Below are 15,350 nucleotides of genomic sequence, written 5' to 3'. Positions count from 1 at the left end.
TTAGAACGCTAAGTGGAGACGACCATGTCCGCCTTGATCGACAAAGCCAACGAACTGGATCACCTGCTCTCAACTGCGGTGGTGGATGACGAAGAGGCGGGCGTTTTCCGCTGCCGCCGAGACATCTTCACCAACCCCGACCTGTTCGAACTGGAGATGAAGCACATCTTCGAGAACAACTGGGTCTACCTGGCGCATGAGAGCCAGGTTCCGAACAACAACGATTACTACACCACGTGGATCGGCCGCCAGCCGATCGTCATCACCCGCGACAAGACCGGGGAGCTGAACGCGGTCATCAACGCCTGTGCGCATAAGGGCGCGATGCTCTGCCGTCGCAAGCATGGCAACAAGGGAAGCTTCACGTGCCCGTTCCACGGCTGGACGTTCTCCAACACCGGCAAGCTGCTCAAGGTGAAGGACGAGAAGACCACCGAGTATCCGGTGCAGTTCAACACGCACGGCTCGCATGACTTGAAGAAGGTCGCACGGTTCGAGAACTATCGTGGCTTCCTGTTCGGCAGCCTCAATGCGGACGTGCAACCGCTCGAAACCTACCTGGGCGAAGCCCGCGTGATCATCGACCAGATCGTCGATCAGGCGCCAAACGGGCTCGAAGTGCTGCGCGGAAACTCTTCCTACATCTACGAAGGCAACTGGAAGATGCAGATGGAGAACGGCTGCGACGGCTACCACGTCAGCACGGTGCACTGGAACTACGCCGCCACGATGGGCCGGCGCAAGGAAGGCGGCACGCAGGCGGTGGATGCGAACAGCTGGAGCAAGTCGGTGGCGGGCGTGTACGGCTTCGAGCACGGCCACATCCTGCTGTGGACCCAGACGATGAACCCGGAAGTGCGTCCGGTCTACGGACACCGTGACGAAATCAAGGCACGCGTGGGCGAAACCCAGACGGACTTCATCGTCAATCAGACCCGCAACCTGTGCGTGTATCCGAACGTGTTCCTGATGGATCAGTTCAGCACGCAGATTCGCGTGGTGCGGCCGATCAGCGTCGACAAGACCGAAGTCTCGATCTTCTGCTTCGCGCCCAAGGGCGAGAGCGCAACCGATCGTGCGACGCGCATCCGCCAGTACGAGGATTTCTTCAACGTCACCGGCATGGGCACGGCGGACGACCTGGAGGAATTCCGCGCCTGCCAGAACGGGTACGCCGGCACCACCGCCCTGTGGAACGACTTGTCGCGCGGCGCACCGCTGTGGGTGCACGGCCCCGACGAAAACGCCACCAAGATGGGCTTGAAACCGCTCATCTCGGGCGAGCGCAGTGAAGACGAAGGCCTGTTCGTCTGCCAGCACGAGTACTGGGTGCAAGTCATGCGCGATGCATTGAAGAAGGAATGCGAAGGGGTGCCAGCATGAGCGCCGACTACCAGAACATCTGCGCGGCCCTATACCGCGAGGCGCGGCTGCTCGACGACCGCCAGTGGGACGCATGGCTGGAGTGCTACGCGGAAGACGTCACGTACTGGATGCCCGCCTGGGATGACGATGACCAGTTGACCGAAGACCCCCAGAGCGAGATCTCGTTGATGTACTACGCCAATCGCTGTGGGCTGGAAGACCGCGTCTTCCGCATCAAGACCGAGCGTAGCGGCGCATCGACGCCGGAGCCGAGAACCAGCCACAGCATCGCCAACGTGGAAGTCCTGGCCGAGCGCGGTGATGCCGTCGACGTGCGCTACAACTTCCACACCCTCAGCCATCGGTATAAGGCCACCGACCAATTCTTCGGCACGATGTTCGTCACGCTGCGCCGCGCCGGTGATGGCTTCCTGATCGCATCCAAGAAGATCGTCCTGAAGAACGACTACATCCGGCAGGTGCTCGACGTCTATCACGTTTGATTGCACCCCGTATCAAAGGCAGTGGAGGTATCCCATGTCCAGTTTCAAAGTTGCACTCAATTTCGAGGACGGTGTCACCCGTTTCATCGACTGCAAAGCGGGAGAGAAGGTGCTCGACGCCGCCTTCCGCGCCAAGATCAACCTGCCGATGGATTGCTCCGACGGCGTGTGCGGGACGTGCAAATGCCGTGCCGAAAGCGGCAGCTATGACCTCGGTGACGATTACATCGAAGACGCACTGACCGAAGACGAGAAGAACACGGGCCTCGTCCTGACCTGCCAGATGGTGCCGCAGAGCGATTGCGTGATCGCGGTACCGACCACGTCGACCACCTGCAAGACCGGGCAGAGCAGCTTTGGCGCAACCCTGTCCAAAGTCGAGCTGCACAACGATGCTGCCGTGGTGCTCGAACTGGATGTCGATGCGACTGCGCCGGTGTTCCTGCCCGGCCAGTACGTCAACATCGGCGTGCCGGGAAGCGGCCAGCATCGCTCGTATTCGTTCTCGTCAGCGCCCGGCGAAGCGAAGGTCAGCTTCCTGATCAAGAAAATTCCCGGCGGCGTGATGAGCACCTGGCTCGAAGCCGCACAGCCGGGTGACAGGCTAGATCTGCAAGGGCCGCTGGGCAGTTTCTATCTGCGGGACGTGCAACGGCCGCTGTTGTTCCTCGCCGGCGGCACGGGCCTCGCGCCGTTCCTGTCGATGCTCGAGGTGCTGGCGCGCAGCCATTCGCAGCAGAAGGTGCATCTGATCTATGGCGTGACGCGCGATCTTGATCTGGTGCAGGTCGACGCGATCGACGCTTACGTGGCACGGCTGCCGAATTTCAGCTACGCCACCGTCGTCGCCGATGGCGCATCGAGCCACCCACGCAAGGGTTGGGTGACACAGCACATTCCGGCCAACGCGCTGAACGATGGTGACGTGGATGTCTACCTGTGCGGGCCGCCGCCGATGGTCGACGCCGTGCGCACCTACTTTGACGACGAAGGCGTGAAGCCCAACAGCTTCCACTACGAAAAGTTCACGCCCAACGCGACCAGCACGATCGCAAAGGCAGCATGAGCATGCAACGATTCTCAGGCAAGACCGTCGTCGTGACCGGCGCGGCGCAGGGCATCGGGCGCGGTGTCGCAATGTCCGCCGCAGAAGAGGGCGCCCAGGTGCTGCTGGTGGACCGCGCGGAGCTGGTCTATGAGGTGCAGGTCGAGATTGCCGCAGCTGGCGGCCAGGCCCACGCTGTCACGGCAGATCTGGAAACCTACGCTGGCGCGCAGCACGCCGTGCAGACTGCGCTCGACACTTTCGGCCGCATCGACGTGCTCATCAACAACGTTGGCGGTACGATCTGGGCCAAGCCATATCAGCACTATGAAGAGGCGCAGATCGAGGCGGAGATCCGCCGTTCACTGTTTCCGACGCTGTGGTGCTGCCGCGCAGTGCTGCCGCACATGGTCGAGCGCCAGCAGGGCGTGATCGTCAACGTGTCGTCGATCGCCACGCGTGGCATTTACCGGATTCCGTACTCGGCAGCCAAGGGCGGTGTGAATGCGTTGACGGCCAGCCTGGCGCTGGAGCATGCGGACGACAACATCCGCGTCAACGCCGTCGCCACGGGCGGCACGGAGGCACCGCCGCGCAAGATCCCGCGCAACGTGGCACCTATGTCGGAGCAGGAAACGGTCTGGTACCAGGGCATCGTCAACCAGACCCTCGCCAGCAGCCTGATGCACCGCTACGGCACGATCGATGAGCAGGTGCGGGCGATCCTCTTCCTGGCTTCGGATGAGGCTTCGTACATCACCGGGACGGTGTTGCCGGTGGGCGGCGGGGATTTAGGGTAGGGGAGAACTCAGCATTTTGAGTGCGGCGGAGGGCGTCAAAAGTGCGTTAGGCTGCTTGTTTTCCGTGCGGCTTAGGCCAACTCGATCATAAACGCTCCTCTTTTCCTCTCGATATGGAAAAAAGGTACGCCCTCTCAGATGAGTTACTCCAGGTAATCAATGAAGTAAAAAATCAACGAAGCGACAAGAGTAAGGGGCAGATTCTGCTTGATCGTGTTTTCATAATCTCCATCGCAGTCATCATTGCGGGGCTGATTTTATCCAGTGTATTTCACTACATTGGGGTAAGGAATTTTGCAATCTGGATTTTTATTGTTGCGCTAATCGTATTTTCAATGATATTTGCAATCTGGGTTCTGGCTTCTATTGTTGTTGGAGTAAAAGATGGGAAATTTCACCCGGCGCTCAGGAGACGTATAGCTTTCGACGAGGATGCCATCGCCCGATTCTCCTCATTCTCAGTCGATGCTTTGACGAGCGCGCATTCTCATCTGGAGCGAGAGCATGCTCGCATGACGGCGAGAAGGACCACTGGCCTCTACCTGCTAGCATCCCCGGCAGCCCTGGTAACAATCATCGGTATCGCCAAGCAAGCCTCTCAAAACCCGATGCTACTATTTCTGAAAGATATGGCGAGCCGTATCGACGAAAGTGGATCATTTGGAATTAGTGTCCTGGTGGCAGCGCTTTTGTTCGGTTTTTTGATTGGAGGATTTGCAAATCATGTGCACTGCGAAACGCTCGGCCGCCTGATCTTCCTCATTGGCGAGGCTGCTCGTAGAAAAAAATAAAAATTAGTAGATATTTTTTCGAGAAAACAAAAAACGGCGCCGATGCGCCGTTTGTCCGTTCGTACTGCTGGAGCGAGGGATTAGCCGAGATACGAACCCGACTTCCCAACCACTTCGGCGTTTTCCAGGTTGTCATCCCAACCGTTGCGGAAGTAGTTGAACACGGCGCGCATCAGCGCCAGGGGCTTGCTGTCGGCGGCTTGTGCCTGCGTTTCGGCCGCGAACTTCGGGGTGTAATAGGCTTGCTGGATCATGATGGCGTCCTCTCTAGGGTTTTCCCTAGTATAGGGTTATCCCTAGGACTCGACAATGTCGCACTCCATCCTTTCAGTACATTCTGAATATCACCTTATCCTGATGTGCGGCCGCTCCCGCAGGTGCCGAAAAAGGCGCCTCGCGGCATTTTCCGAAAAATTTTTTGCGCAAAGATCACCGCAAGACCGCCGACGTTTTACCGAAAAACATTGCTTCATCGTGCTTTGTCGGTAATTTTTGCGACAAAAAGCGCTGATCTGTCCGCTTGTTGATTGACCGACAAGCCGCCTACCATACGCCGCCATGTACCGGCCCCTTCTGCTGCATCGTGGGGCCGGCGTTGTTACTTGGAGGTTCGTATGGCGTATCCCCCCATCCCTGTGCCGGCTGACGGTGTGCCTAGCGCCAACACGGCTTGGCAGGCGCGTAGCCGTGCGGCGGTTTGGCATCCGTGCACGCAAAACGCGCGGCTCGATGCCATGCCGCCGTTGCCCATTGCACGCGGCCAGGGCCCGTGGCTGATCGACTTTGATGGCAAGCGCTATCTGGACGGTACCAGCTCATGGTGGGTGAACCTGTTCGGCCACGCGAATCCGCATATCAATGCCGCGCTCAAAACGCAGCTCGATTCGCTGGAACACGTGATGCTGGCCGGTGCCACGCATCGCCCGGCGGTGGAGCTGGCCGAGCGCCTGGTCGACCTGACGGGGGGCGTACTTGGCCACAGCTTCTTTGGCTCGGATGGGGCCTCCGCCGTGGAAATCGCGCTCAAGATGAGCTTCCACGCGCATCGCAATGCCGGGCAGGGCACGCGCAGTCGCTTCGTTTGCCTGGAACACGGCTATCACGGCGAAACGCTCGGCGCGCTGGGCGTGACCGATGTGGCGATCTTCCGCGACGCGTATGACCCGCTGATCCTGCAATCGCATCGCGTGCCGTCACCCGACGCGCGCCTGGCAGGCCCGGGCGAGACCGCCGCCGACGTGGCCGACCGCGCCCTTGCGGCGCTGCGCGACTGCCTGAGCACGAACGCCGGCACCATCGCCGCCGTCATCATCGAACCACTGGTGCAGTGCGCCGCCGGCATGGCCATGCACGACGTGAGCTACCTGCGCGGCGTGCGTGCGCTGTGCGACGAGTTTGGCGTGCACTGGATTGCCGATGAAATTGCCGTCGGCTGTGGCCGCACGGGCACCTTCTTCGCGTGCGAGCAGGCGGGCGTGTGGCCCGACTTGCTGTGCCTGTCCAAGGGCATCAGCGGGGGCTATCTGCCGCTGTCGATCGTGCTGTCGCGCGATGCCATCTACAACGCATTCAATGACGATGCGCCGGTGCGCAGCTTCCTGCATTCGCATTCGTATACTGGCAACCCGCTGGCCTGCCGCGCTGCGCTGGCTACGCTCGATCTGTTTGCGGAGGAAGACGTGTTCGCGCGCAACCGGGTGACCGCCGCGCGCATCGCACAGGGGCTGGCGCCGTTGTCGCACGACGCGCGCTTCGCCCATCTGCGGCAGACGGGAATGATTACCGCGTTCGACGTCCACCCCGAAGTGGCCGGCGCGCGCTTTGCCGAGCGCTTTGCGCTGACGGCACGCACACACGGGCTGCTGCTGCGCCCGATCGGCAACACCGTCTATTTGCTGCCGCCTTATGTGCTGAGCGACGAAGAGACCGACACGCTGGTCGACCGCACGCTACAGACGCTTGAAGACACGCTGGCCCAGACCACTGGCGAAACGGAAGGACATACCTATGCGATTGCTTGACGACCTGCAGGCGGGCCTCGACGCCATCGACGCTGCGCACTTGCGCCGCGTGCGCCGCACCGCCTACAGCCCCACCGACCGCAGCCAGCGCACCAGCATGCCGGGCAGCGAACCACGCGACATCCTTGGCTTTTGCGGTAATGACTACCTAGGCCTTGCGGCGCATCCTGCCTTGGCTGAGGCAGCGACCGAGGGCGTGCAGCAGTACGGATTCGGTAGCGGCGGGTCGCACTTGGTGAGCGGCCATTCGATTGCCCACACGCAACTGGAAGCGCGCATGGCTGCGCTGCAGGCGCCGCACATCCCCGAGGCAGATGCGCTGTTCTTCTGCACCGGCTACATGGCCAACCTGGCCGTGGTGAGCGCCATGGCGCAGGCGGGCGGCATTCAGCCCGCGCAGGACTGCACCGTGTTTTCCGATGCGCTGAACCACGCCTCGCTCATTGATGGCGCGCGGCTGTCTCGTGCACCGGTCAAGGTCTATCCGCACGCCGATGTGGCAGCGCTGGAGGCCTTGCTGGCGGCGAGCACCAGCCGCAACAAGCTGATCGTCACCGATGGCGTGTTCAGCATGGACGGCGATATCGCGCCGCTGCCGGAACTGCTGGCGTTGGCAGAGCGTTACGACGCCTGGCTGATCGTGGACGACGCGCACGGCCTGGGTGTGGTGGGAGAGAACGGTGCGGGCGTGCTGTCGCACTTTGGGTTGCGTTCCGAACGCCTGGTTTATGTCGGCACCTTCGGCAAGGCGGCGGGCGGTTCGGGTGCGGCCATCGTGGCGCACCGCATGGTGATCGACTGGCTCATCCAGCGGGCGCGCACCTATATCTTTACGACGGCCACGCCCCCGGCGATTGCCTGCGCCGTCGAGGCGGCGCTGGACGTGATTGCAAGCGAGGAGGGCGCTGAACGTCGTGCCCGCCTGAACCGCCACATCGCCGTGTGGAGCGGGCATGCACAACGCTTGTCGGCCCGCTTTGGCTGGCAATGGATGCCGTCTCCCACAGCCATCCAGCCGATCGTGATTGGCGAAAACGCCCCCGCACTGGCCTTGGCCGCCGCGCTGGAACGCGAAGGCATCCGCATCGCCGCCATCCGCCCGCCTACGGTGCCGGTGGGCACGGCGCGGCTGCGTATCACGCTGTCGGCGGCGCATACGGATGTGGACATCGAGCGGTTGGCGCAGGCACTAGAGGCGGCTGGCCAGTCGCTGCAACCCGCAAAGGCCGCCTGAGATGCCCGCGCGCTTCGATTGCTTCGTCACCGGTACGGATACGGAAATCGGCAAGACGCTGGTTAGCGCGGCATTGCTGACCAAGCTGGCCGATGCGGGGTATCGCTCGGTCGGGCTCAAGCCGATTGCTGCCGGTACGCTGGCAGGCGCGCCCATGCGGACCAATGAAGACGTCGAGCAGTTGCGTGCCGCAGCATCGCTCAATTTGCCCCTCGAAACCGTTTGCCCGTGGCTGCTCGATGCGCCGATGTCTCCGCACCTGGCTGCCGCACGCGAGGGTGTGACCATCACGCTGCCGCCCATCCTCGATGCGTTTGCGCAGGCGAAGTCACTGGCCGACGCCGTGGTGGTGGAGGGCGTGGGCGGTTTTCGCGTGCCGCTGTCGGACAGCTTTGACACGGCGGAGATGGCGGTCGCGCTCGGCTTGCCCGTCGTGCTGGTGGTCGGCCTGCGCCTGGGCTGCCTGAACCACGCTGCATTGACGGCCGAGGCAATGGCTGCGCGTGGGCTGCGCCTGGCGGGCTGGGTCGGCAACGTGGTTGATGCATCCATGGCCGGGCTGGACGATAACGTTGCCACGCTGCGCCGCTGGATCAACGCGCCGCATCTCGGCACCATCCCACGCCTGCCCCGCGCGGATGCGCACCTTGCTGCGACACACCTCGACATCACGCCGCTGCTTGCCCGGTGAGGCCGCACGCAGCGCTACACTGTTTCGCTTCAAGGAACGCGATGGAGGCGGCTGTCATGCGCGCAGTGCGTTGGCTGACGGTAGTAAGTGTGATGGCGGTGGCTGCGGCAACGGCCGGATGTGCGGCATTGGAATCCCCCGTGACCAAGGGGCACCGGCTTGTCGGCGCGGACGAATCCGCCGTGCAAGCGCAGTTCGGCCCGCCACGTGAGACGTATCCGCTGGACGGCGGCACGCGCTGGCTGTACCCAACCAAGCCGTACGGCCAGTTCACCTACGCGGCTGACTTTGATGCCAGCGGCAAGCTCATCGACTTCAAGCAAGTGCTGCGCAGCCTGGAATTTGCCCAGGCCAAGGTCGGCGTCTGGACCAAGGACGATGTGCTGCGGCATTTCGGCCAGCCCGTTGAGACGGCGTATTTCCCCCGCATGGATCGGCTGGTCTGGTCGTACCGCTTCAAGGCGGACGATGTCTGGCCATCCCTGATGCACTTCTATTTCGACCCCGCCGGCGTGCTGCAACTCACGCAAATCACGCCCGACCCCCTGTACGACCCAGACCGCCCACGGCTCTTCCGCCGGTAGTTGATGTGGCACAAGCGGGGTGTGCGCTCAGGGTTCCTCCTGCGTTGCGCGCTTGGCCGCGCGACCTAAGCTAGAGAGCAGGGGAGGCAGACGCCGCCGGCGTTGGCCGACAGCAACCCGTCATAAGAACGGGCGCATCGTTGGGGGTGCATCATGCTGACGCATCACTGGGTCGACATCGACCCGCTGGAAGCGGAACGCCATCCGCTCTACGGCATGGCCGGCTGGCTGCCGTGGGTGGTCGCCGTGGCTATTGCCGGGCCAACGTGGGTGTTCTGGCAAGGCTTGTCTGTCGACGCCCTGCAGACAGCGGGCGCCGATCTTTTCAATGCCGACACGCCGGGCAGCGGGGCCATCAACCTGACCATGCTCCTGTATCTGATCTCTTGCGTCACGGTGCTGGTCTTGGCCACCACGCATGACAGCGCGTTCCGGCGCGCCATGATCGTGCATATGGCGCTGTTGCCACCGATGATCGGGGTGACGTTGATGGCCGGCGGTGTGCCGGGCGCGTACCAGACCTTCGTCGACGGCGTAGCTGTCGCTGCCGCGCTGCTGCTGACTTGTGGCGTCTACCTGCAGGTTTCTCGCCGCGTGCATGTCACCTTCGAACTGCGCGACTGGGCTCCCGGCGAGCACACCTGGTTCAGGCGTCGTCCGCGGGCCGCCGCGGGTTGACCAGCGTCACCATCACGTAGCTCATGATCGTCAGCAGGAACCACGCACCAAGCTTGGCGATCGACACCATCTCCCAGCCCTGCAACTGGTTCGGATAGAGCCATGTGCGTGTGAACGTGCCGATGTTTTCCGCCAGCCAGATGAACAGTGCCACCAGCGTGAAGCCGAGCAGGAACGGCATGCGCCGATGCACGCGGTCAATGCGGAAGTGAATCCAGCAGCGCCGGAACGCCACCGCAATCAGTGCCAGCAGCGCGTAGCGCATGTCCCACCAATAGTGGTGCAGGAAGAAGTTCACGTAGATGCCCAGCGAGAGCAGGGCGGTCACCGCCAGCGGCGGATGATGCGAGAACCGCAAGTCGAACTCCCGCCACGCCCGCGCGATATAGCTCCCCACCGAGGCATACATGAAGCCCGTAAACAACGGCACGCCGCCGATGCGCAGCACCGACGCCTCCGGATAGATCCATGAACCTACGGCAGTCTTGAACACCTCCATGCCCGTGCCGGCAACGTGGAACATCAGGATCACCTTGGCCTCGTCCCACGTTTCGAGCTTCAACCAGAGCAGGGCGATCTGGATGATGACGGCGGCTATCGTCAGCGCGTCGTAACGGGCAACTGGCGCATCAGCCGGATACCAGAAGTGCGTGGCGATCAGCAGGGCGACCATCAGCCCACCAAACAGGCATGCCCACGCCTGCTTGATGCCAAAGACGACAAACTCGTGCAGCGCTGCCGCCAGTTGGCTGTGGCGCGCAGCCCAGGCGCCGGTCCGGGCACGCCAGTACGTAAAACGGGCCCGCAGGCCCGCTCGTGCAGAAAGGATGTCGACCGGCATTACTCGATGAGCGCAAAGCGCGGCACCTGCTGGCCGCTCACTTCAACCATCTCATGAAACATGGTGGAGGGCCGCGTCCAGATCGTGCCGTTGGCGGCGCGGTAGACCGTCATCTTGATGGCGGGATCGGGCTCGTACGTGGCCTCGCACAGCCACTCGTATTCGCCGCCCTTGTAGTGGCGGTAGCGGCGTGCCGGGGTGTTCTGCATGGCCGCCTCAGTGCTGCGTGGGCTTGTCTTCGTCGTCGACATAGGGCGTGTGCTTGCCCTCTTGCGTTTGCGCGCCGAGCTTGGCGTCTTCCATGGCGTCTTGATACGCCAGCATGGCAGCGGCCACGGCTTCGGGCTCGCCGTTGAAGGAGATCACGCTCTCGCCGCAGTTCGGGCATTCGCCGCCGAAGATGGCGTGGATGCCGGGCATATCGCGCGGCTCCATGCCTTCAAATTCGGTAAAGGCAGTCTGGCAGGCACCGCAGACCAGCTTTTCCGGGCGCAATGCCTCCAGCCGGCTTTGCGCCTGAGAAATGCGTTCGGCTTGCGTGCCGCGTCGTTTGGCTTCGCCCATGGTGGTCTTCCTGTGTTCAGAGATGGAGGAGGGGATCATACCGAACTGGCGCGGCAGCACGCCCTCAAGCGGTACCGGCGTGACGCTCGTCAACCGGCTCGAGCGACCCGGCTGGTATAGTGCGCCCCCTTATCCGCTATCTGCTTTCCTACGCCATGCCGACGATTCCAGCCTGCCCGCAATGCGGCTCTGAAAACACCTACCCAGACGGCGACCTCTACATCTGCCCGGATTGCATGCACGAGTGGAACCCGGCCGCGCAGCAAGAGGAAGTAGAAGCCGAGGCCGTCATCAAAGACGCCAACGGCAACCCGCTGGCCGTGGGCGACTCGGCCACCCTCGTCAAGGACCTGAAGCTCAAGGGCGGTTCGGGCACGCTCAAGGCCGGCACCAAGATCAAGAACATCCGCTTCGTCCCGGGCGACCACCCGATCGATTGCAAGATCGATGGGGTGAGCTATCTGCTCAAGCCGGAGTTTTTGAAGAAGGCGTAAGTCGCCAGCCACACCGCACCGACAGGGCACCCAGGTCATCGGTGTGGCTTGCAGACAATGTGGTCTGCCTCATGCGGCTGCGCCAGCCAGCGCAGTCGCAAAATCACGGTACGAGCGGAGAGGGCGGCCGAGAATCCGAGTCAATCGATCCACATCGCCGGCCTCGGGCACCATGCCATCGCTGACATAGCGCTCGGCCATCAGGCGCATTTCATACGCCATCCACTTCGGCAGGAAGTTCGCCGCGTTCTGCTCGAACCCGCTAGGGTCATCGCCGCCATAGGCAACAGGGCGATCAAGTATCTCTGACCAGATGGCTGCCAGTTCGGGGCCCGTCAGCGTATCGGGCCCGACGAGGTGGAGGGTCTCGATCGGCAGCTTTCCTGGCGCCTGGTCCCGGCGGATCAGCTCGATGGCAGCCACCTCCGCAATGTCGGCGGTATCCACCATGGCGACGCCCTTACTGCCGATCGGCATCGGGTACACGCCGTGGTTGACGATCACGTCTCTCACCATCTGCTCGTTGTCCATGAAGTAGGCCGGACGCAGGATGGTGGCGCTGAAACCCATCTGCGCGATCATGCGCTCCGCGCCTGATTTCACCGCAAAGTGCGGCACGTTCACAAAGCGTTCCGCATGCATGACGGACAGATATACCACCCGATCCACACCGGATTCGCGGGCCACGTTCAGCGCGATGAGCGCCTGGGTGAATTCGTCGCCTGCCACGGCGTTGAGCAGGAAGAGCGTCTTGACGCCGACGAACGCACGCCGGAGCGACTCGATATCGAGCATGTCGCCTTGCACGACGTCGACACCGGCCGGGAAATGCGCCTTGGCAGGGTCACGAACCAGGGTGCGCACGTCCGCGCCGCGGGTGACGAGTTGATTGACGACTTGGCGGCCGATGCGGCCCGTAGCGCCGGTAACGAGGATAGTCATGGTGTGCACTCCTTAGTGAGGTGGGTTACGCACCTAAGGTAGGTGATCCATTTTTGGTTCGGTAGATGCTATAAATAGACCACGTGTCTCATCAGTGGAACACATGGATCTACTTGCCCTTGCCGATTTCAACCTGGTCGCCCGTCATGGGAGTTTTGGCGAGGCCGCTCGCGCAACGGGGCGGCCCAAAGCCACGCTTTCCCGCAGGGTTTCGGAGCTGGAGGACAGCCTCGACCTACGCCTGTTTGAGCGCGGATCACGCGGGCTGAAGCTGACTCAGGAAGGGCGTGCCCTGTACGAGCGCACAGGGGCGCTTCTGGTTGAAATTGCCGAGAGCGCCACTGCCATCGCATCGGGAAGCGAACGACCACGCGGGCGGCTGCGCATCAGCGCGCCGGTGCTCTTTTCTCAAGTTGCCATGGGCAAACTGGTGGCCACGTTTGCACTGAAGTACCCCGAAGTGCAGCTGGAGGTGACGACGGAAGACCGAGGCGTCAACATGATCGAAGAAGGGTACGACCTCGTCATTCGCGTCAACCCCAATCGGGATGAAAGCCTGATCGGGCGCGTGTTTCTGCGCGATCGGCTGGTCGTCGTGGCAGCGCCGAGCCTGGCACGACCCACCGACAACGCAATCGTGCCGGCGGTCCTGCGTCGGGAAGGCGATCAACGTGCTTTCTGGGAGGTCACCGGCCCGACGGGAACAGCGCGTATCTCGATCAAGCCGGTCGCGCTGCTGTCGTCGTTGATTATGGTTCGGGATACCGTGCGCCTGGGTGTTGGCGCGGCGTGCTTGCCGGTATCGCTGGTGAGCCATGATCTGGCGGCCGGCACGCTGGTGCATTGGGGCGATGTCGAAGGCCCGGATATCGCCTTATGGGCGCTTTATCCATCTCGCCGGTTGTTGAGTGCGCGCGTCTCGGCGTTTCTCGATCACCTCAAGGAGGCGTTTCCGTTGGGGGCGCCGGAGGAGTTGGCAGTGCGCGGAAGTAAATGTCGAACAAACGACTTCCCGCAAACGGCGCCGCAAAGCCATTCATGATCAAATGCGCTGATTTTTTCTGCAGAACGTTCGCTGCCGCCTCCGCGTCGGGCGGGCATCATGCAAGTAAACCTGTGTGCAAAATCAAGATGCCCCTGGGGCGCAAGGAATGATCAGCGCAAAACGAAAGGCTTGTTAGGTTACTACCGAAACCTCGCTGCCGCTGCTTCCAGGTGGCTATGATGGGCGCGTTCCAAAGAGGGGCAAGCTAGGCAACCAAGGGCGTCGCTCCGCTCACGAAGCATTGCCAATGTCCTTGTGTTAGCAGGCTATCGGCCTTGCGGACGAGACTCACGCACGAGCCACTCCGACTGATTGTCCGGGGAGTCAGCCCATATGCGTTTCCTTGAGCGCGCCTGCCATTGCGCGGTATGCCGCACGGGTAAGCTGTCGCAACCCGAAGCTTTACTCAGAGCGGCCGGTGCTCTTATGTCGCTGCTTCTCGGAATCAGGCCTTTTATGGACGTCAATGGCGAGACGTTCGCACATCTCCTTGAACCATTGCCTGACCCAGACCCGGTCTTCCTCTGTCAGTTGATCTAGTTGGTCTTGCAGATCTTCGGCAATGTCCTTTGCGCGCGACGAACTGTGTTGGAGCAGGCTGCTGATGGATACGTCATACAAATCAGCAAGAGACAGCAGACGAGGTAGTGTTGGCCAATTGACGCCGCGTTCAGTGCGGCTGATTGTTTCCATATCCACGCCCAAGCGCTCGGCCACCTGTTCTTGAGTCCATCCCCTAGCAAGGCGGACCGCCGCAAGATTACGGCCTAATTCTGTCGAGGATTGAAGTTTTGAGCGCAAAGCCACGAGCCAACACCTTGTGTCGAGAACCGACACAGATCGTCGCGTTACTAGGACCATCTGGTAACATCATGAGATGTTGACTATCAACATTTTGTGTTGACCAATTGGAATGCGGTGCCACGATTATGTGGTACTAACAGGAATAAAGATGCTGTTGACGGACGCAAGTTGGGCTGAGCCTAGTTCGGTGAGGGCTGCGTTAGCGAAGCCCTTCCTCGCATGGCGCTGTGTGGGTTGGACAGACGAATCCCCAAATTTCCTCGTGATTTGCACGCGGGATCAGGATGGCAATGCGCCATGGCCCGATAGCTGGATGATCGATGGCCCAGAGACTTTGCTAGACGTTGTGCCTCAATTGGAGGCCAGCACGATTGCTGTCTACGTTCTTGATAGAACTGAAGATGGTACGAGCGTGGAGATCAACCGGGTTACTGGGATATGGCGCGAGCGAGACCGAGCGAGCGGCGCAAGGGGGCCGTGGTTTTGGTACACAACGGATGGTGGTGAGATGAAGCCCTGCACACGTGGACAGCTAGTACACGGCCATGGCATGCCAGCTAGCCTCGAGAATGAACTGGCACTGGGCAATTAAGGCGCTTTGCCAGAAAGAGGGCTTCTTGCTGGCGGGGCAATGTTGACGAATTGACCCGCAGGGCGGCTCAGAAAGGCCCAGCAGCATCCGTGCTCAAGGCCGATTTTCAAGGAGAAAGGGGAGGCAAGTGAAAATGCGAGAACGAACTCCTGTGGGTAGTGCGTCTGATCGGCAACCTAGCGAGCAACGGGGACGAACCGCAGCGGAAATTCTGGAAGGGTTGCCATCGGTTCCTGCATTGCCATCAACGCTGCGTCACTTTTCCGTGCTGGCACGTTCGCACCATCGTGTACCGTCGGGTGATTGCGAGAAGCAGTAGCCCATGCAAGCAGCTTTGGAAGTGCTGCGCAATTTGA

The 15,350-nt window shown here is 61.7% G+C and carries 18 protein-coding genes; 12 read left to right on the top strand and 6 right to left on the bottom strand.

What is annotated here, in order from left to right; all coding sequences use genetic code 11:
* Positions 1-24: 24 nt before the first annotated feature.
* From ACS7SF_RS00620 to ACS7SF_RS00600, 5 genes are all read left to right on the top strand, one after another.
* Positions 25-1,383: a Rieske 2Fe-2S domain-containing protein gene (locus ACS7SF_RS00620; protein ID WP_439891217.1), complete on the top strand. Its 1,359-nt coding sequence runs from the start codon at positions 25-27 to the stop codon at positions 1,381-1,383.
* Positions 1,380-1,868, top strand: coding sequence for a benzoate 1,2-dioxygenase small subunit (benB, locus tag ACS7SF_RS00615; RefSeq protein ID WP_439891216.1), 489 nt, complete (start codon positions 1,380-1,382; stop codon positions 1,866-1,868). Before ACS7SF_RS00620 ends, benB begins: the two co-directional genes overlap by 4 nt.
* Positions 1,869-1,902: 34 nt before the next feature.
* Positions 1,903-2,934 (top strand): benzoate 1,2-dioxygenase electron transfer component BenC, encoded by a 1,032-nt coding sequence (gene benC, locus ACS7SF_RS00610; RefSeq protein WP_439891215.1) that lies wholly within the window; start codon positions 1,903-1,905, stop codon positions 2,932-2,934.
* Positions 2,931-3,713 carry a 1,6-dihydroxycyclohexa-2,4-diene-1-carboxylate dehydrogenase gene (locus ACS7SF_RS00605; protein ID WP_439891214.1) on the top strand — a complete coding sequence of 261 codons (783 nt, stop codon included), beginning with the start codon at positions 2,931-2,933 and terminating at the stop codon, positions 3,711-3,713. Before benC ends, ACS7SF_RS00605 begins: the two co-directional genes overlap by 4 nt.
* Positions 3,714-3,826: 113 nt before the next feature.
* On the top strand, positions 3,827-4,504 hold the full coding sequence (locus ACS7SF_RS00600; RefSeq protein ID WP_439891213.1) for a hypothetical protein: 678 nt from the start codon (positions 3,827-3,829) through the stop codon (positions 4,502-4,504).
* An 80-nt stretch (positions 4,505-4,584) separates the two neighbouring features.
* Here the strand turns inward: ACS7SF_RS00600 and ACS7SF_RS00595 are convergent, their stop codons facing one another.
* The gene (locus ACS7SF_RS00595) at positions 4,585-4,758 is read right to left on the bottom strand and encodes a hypothetical protein (RefSeq protein ID WP_439891212.1); all 174 of its coding nucleotides are present in this window, start codon (positions 4,756-4,758) and stop codon (positions 4,585-4,587) included.
* Between the two features lie 360 nt (positions 4,759-5,118).
* Between ACS7SF_RS00595 and bioA the strand changes: the two genes are divergently transcribed.
* The 5 genes from bioA (at position 5,119) to ACS7SF_RS00570 (ending at position 9,712) form a co-directional block, all read left to right on the top strand.
* On the top strand, positions 5,119-6,525 hold the full coding sequence (gene bioA, locus ACS7SF_RS00590; RefSeq protein WP_439891211.1) for an adenosylmethionine--8-amino-7-oxononanoate transaminase: 1,407 nt from the start codon (positions 5,119-5,121) through the stop codon (positions 6,523-6,525).
* A complete protein-coding gene (gene bioF / locus ACS7SF_RS00585) occupies positions 6,512-7,759 on the top strand; it encodes an 8-amino-7-oxononanoate synthase (RefSeq protein WP_439891210.1) in 1,248 nt (415 codons plus the stop codon). The genes bioA and bioF overlap by 14 nt, the downstream gene beginning before the upstream one ends.
* A gap of 1 nt (position 7,760) precedes the next feature.
* A complete protein-coding gene (gene bioD / locus ACS7SF_RS00580) occupies positions 7,761-8,450 on the top strand; it encodes a dethiobiotin synthase (protein WP_439891209.1) in 690 nt (229 codons plus the stop codon).
* Positions 8,451-8,506: 56 nt separating this feature from the next.
* Positions 8,507-9,034, top strand: a complete 528-nt coding sequence (locus ACS7SF_RS00575; RefSeq protein ID WP_439891208.1) for a hypothetical protein — start codon at positions 8,507-8,509, stop codon at positions 9,032-9,034.
* Positions 9,035-9,187: 153 nt separating this feature from the next.
* A complete protein-coding gene (locus ACS7SF_RS00570) occupies positions 9,188-9,712 on the top strand; it encodes a hypothetical protein (RefSeq protein ID WP_439891207.1) in 525 nt (174 codons plus the stop codon).
* On the opposite strand, the gene ACS7SF_RS00565 is transcribed toward ACS7SF_RS00570, so the two are convergent.
* Genes ACS7SF_RS00565 through ACS7SF_RS00555 form a run of 3 tightly spaced genes read right to left on the bottom strand, consistent with a single transcriptional unit; the run spans position 9,681 to position 11,117 of the window.
* Positions 9,681-10,553 carry a DUF817 domain-containing protein gene (locus ACS7SF_RS00565; RefSeq protein WP_439891206.1) on the bottom strand — a complete coding sequence of 291 codons (873 nt, stop codon included), beginning with the start codon at positions 10,551-10,553 and terminating at the stop codon, positions 9,681-9,683. The two genes, ACS7SF_RS00570 and ACS7SF_RS00565, sit on opposite strands and share 32 nt — an antisense overlap.
* A complete protein-coding gene (locus tag ACS7SF_RS00560) occupies positions 10,553-10,762 on the bottom strand; it encodes a DUF1653 domain-containing protein (RefSeq protein ID WP_439891205.1) in 210 nt (69 codons plus the stop codon). Before ACS7SF_RS00560 ends, ACS7SF_RS00565 begins: the two co-directional genes overlap by 1 nt.
* A 7-nt stretch (positions 10,763-10,769) precedes the next feature.
* Complete coding sequence (locus ACS7SF_RS00555) at positions 10,770-11,117, bottom strand: hypothetical protein (protein WP_426398596.1); 348 nt, start codon at positions 11,115-11,117, stop codon at positions 10,770-10,772.
* 155 nt (positions 11,118-11,272) lie between these two features.
* Here ACS7SF_RS00555 and ACS7SF_RS00550 point away from each other — a divergent pair, with 155 nt between their 5' ends.
* On the top strand, positions 11,273-11,611 hold the full coding sequence (locus ACS7SF_RS00550) for a zinc ribbon domain-containing protein YjdM (RefSeq protein ID WP_439892804.1): 339 nt from the start codon (positions 11,273-11,275) through the stop codon (positions 11,609-11,611).
* 69 nt (positions 11,612-11,680) lie between these two features.
* Here ACS7SF_RS00550 and ACS7SF_RS00545 read toward each other — a convergent pair whose 3' ends face one another.
* Complete coding sequence (locus ACS7SF_RS00545; protein WP_439891204.1) at positions 11,681-12,553, bottom strand: SDR family oxidoreductase; 873 nt, start codon at positions 12,551-12,553, stop codon at positions 11,681-11,683.
* Between the two features lie 103 nt (positions 12,554-12,656).
* Between ACS7SF_RS00545 and ACS7SF_RS00540 the strand changes: the two genes are divergently transcribed.
* Positions 12,657-13,595 (top strand): LysR family transcriptional regulator, encoded by a 939-nt coding sequence (locus ACS7SF_RS00540; RefSeq protein WP_439891203.1) that lies wholly within the window; start codon positions 12,657-12,659, stop codon positions 13,593-13,595.
* A gap of 405 nt (positions 13,596-14,000) precedes the next feature.
* On the opposite strand, the gene ACS7SF_RS00535 is transcribed toward ACS7SF_RS00540, so the two are convergent.
* Positions 14,001-14,405 (bottom strand): helix-turn-helix domain-containing protein, encoded by a 405-nt coding sequence (locus tag ACS7SF_RS00535; RefSeq protein WP_439891202.1) that lies wholly within the window; start codon positions 14,403-14,405, stop codon positions 14,001-14,003.
* Between the last annotated feature and the right edge of the window lie 945 nt (positions 14,406-15,350).

The organism is Ralstonia sp. 25C, from assembly GCF_051904805.1.
GTDB lineage: Bacteria > Pseudomonadota > Gammaproteobacteria > Burkholderiales > Burkholderiaceae > Ralstonia.
This window is presented reverse-complemented; position numbering and strand designations above follow the sequence as displayed.

Bases quoted from the DNA above. Each gene is read 5' to 3' on its own strand.
- ACS7SF_RS00550 (WP_439892804.1), top strand. From the start codon at position 11,273: ATGCCGACGATTCCAGCCTGCCCGCAATGCGGCTCTGAAAACACCTAC.
- ACS7SF_RS00605 (WP_439891214.1), top strand. From the start codon at position 2,931: ATGAGCATGCAACGATTCTCAGGCAAGACCGTCGTCGTGACCGGCGCG.
- ACS7SF_RS00555 (WP_426398596.1), bottom strand. From the start codon at position 11,117: ATGGGCGAAGCCAAACGACGCGGCACGCAAGCCGAACGCATTTCTCAG.
- benC (WP_439891215.1), top strand. From the start codon at position 1,903: ATGTCCAGTTTCAAAGTTGCACTCAATTTCGAGGACGGTGTCACCCGT.
- ACS7SF_RS00570 (WP_439891207.1), top strand. From the start codon at position 9,188: ATGCTGACGCATCACTGGGTCGACATCGACCCGCTGGAAGCGGAACGC.
- bioF (WP_439891210.1), top strand. From the start codon at position 6,512: ATGCGATTGCTTGACGACCTGCAGGCGGGCCTCGACGCCATCGACGCT.
- ACS7SF_RS00575 (WP_439891208.1), top strand. From the start codon at position 8,507: ATGCGCGCAGTGCGTTGGCTGACGGTAGTAAGTGTGATGGCGGTGGCT.
- benB (WP_439891216.1), top strand. From the start codon at position 1,380: ATGAGCGCCGACTACCAGAACATCTGCGCGGCCCTATACCGCGAGGCG.
- ACS7SF_RS00540 (WP_439891203.1), top strand. From the start codon at position 12,657: ATGGATCTACTTGCCCTTGCCGATTTCAACCTGGTCGCCCGTCATGGG.
- ACS7SF_RS00595 (WP_439891212.1), bottom strand. From the start codon at position 4,758: ATGATCCAGCAAGCCTATTACACCCCGAAGTTCGCGGCCGAAACGCAG.
- ACS7SF_RS00560 (WP_439891205.1), bottom strand. From the start codon at position 10,762: ATGCAGAACACCCCGGCACGCCGCTACCGCCACTACAAGGGCGGCGAA.
- ACS7SF_RS00565 (WP_439891206.1), bottom strand. From the start codon at position 10,553: ATGCCGGTCGACATCCTTTCTGCACGAGCGGGCCTGCGGGCCCGTTTT.
- ACS7SF_RS00545 (WP_439891204.1), bottom strand. From the start codon at position 12,553: ATGACTATCCTCGTTACCGGCGCTACGGGCCGCATCGGCCGCCAAGTC.
- bioA (WP_439891211.1), top strand. From the start codon at position 5,119: ATGGCGTATCCCCCCATCCCTGTGCCGGCTGACGGTGTGCCTAGCGCC.
- ACS7SF_RS00620 (WP_439891217.1), top strand. From the start codon at position 25: ATGTCCGCCTTGATCGACAAAGCCAACGAACTGGATCACCTGCTCTCA.
- bioD (WP_439891209.1), top strand. From the start codon at position 7,761: ATGCCCGCGCGCTTCGATTGCTTCGTCACCGGTACGGATACGGAAATC.
- ACS7SF_RS00600 (WP_439891213.1), top strand. From the start codon at position 3,827: ATGGAAAAAAGGTACGCCCTCTCAGATGAGTTACTCCAGGTAATCAAT.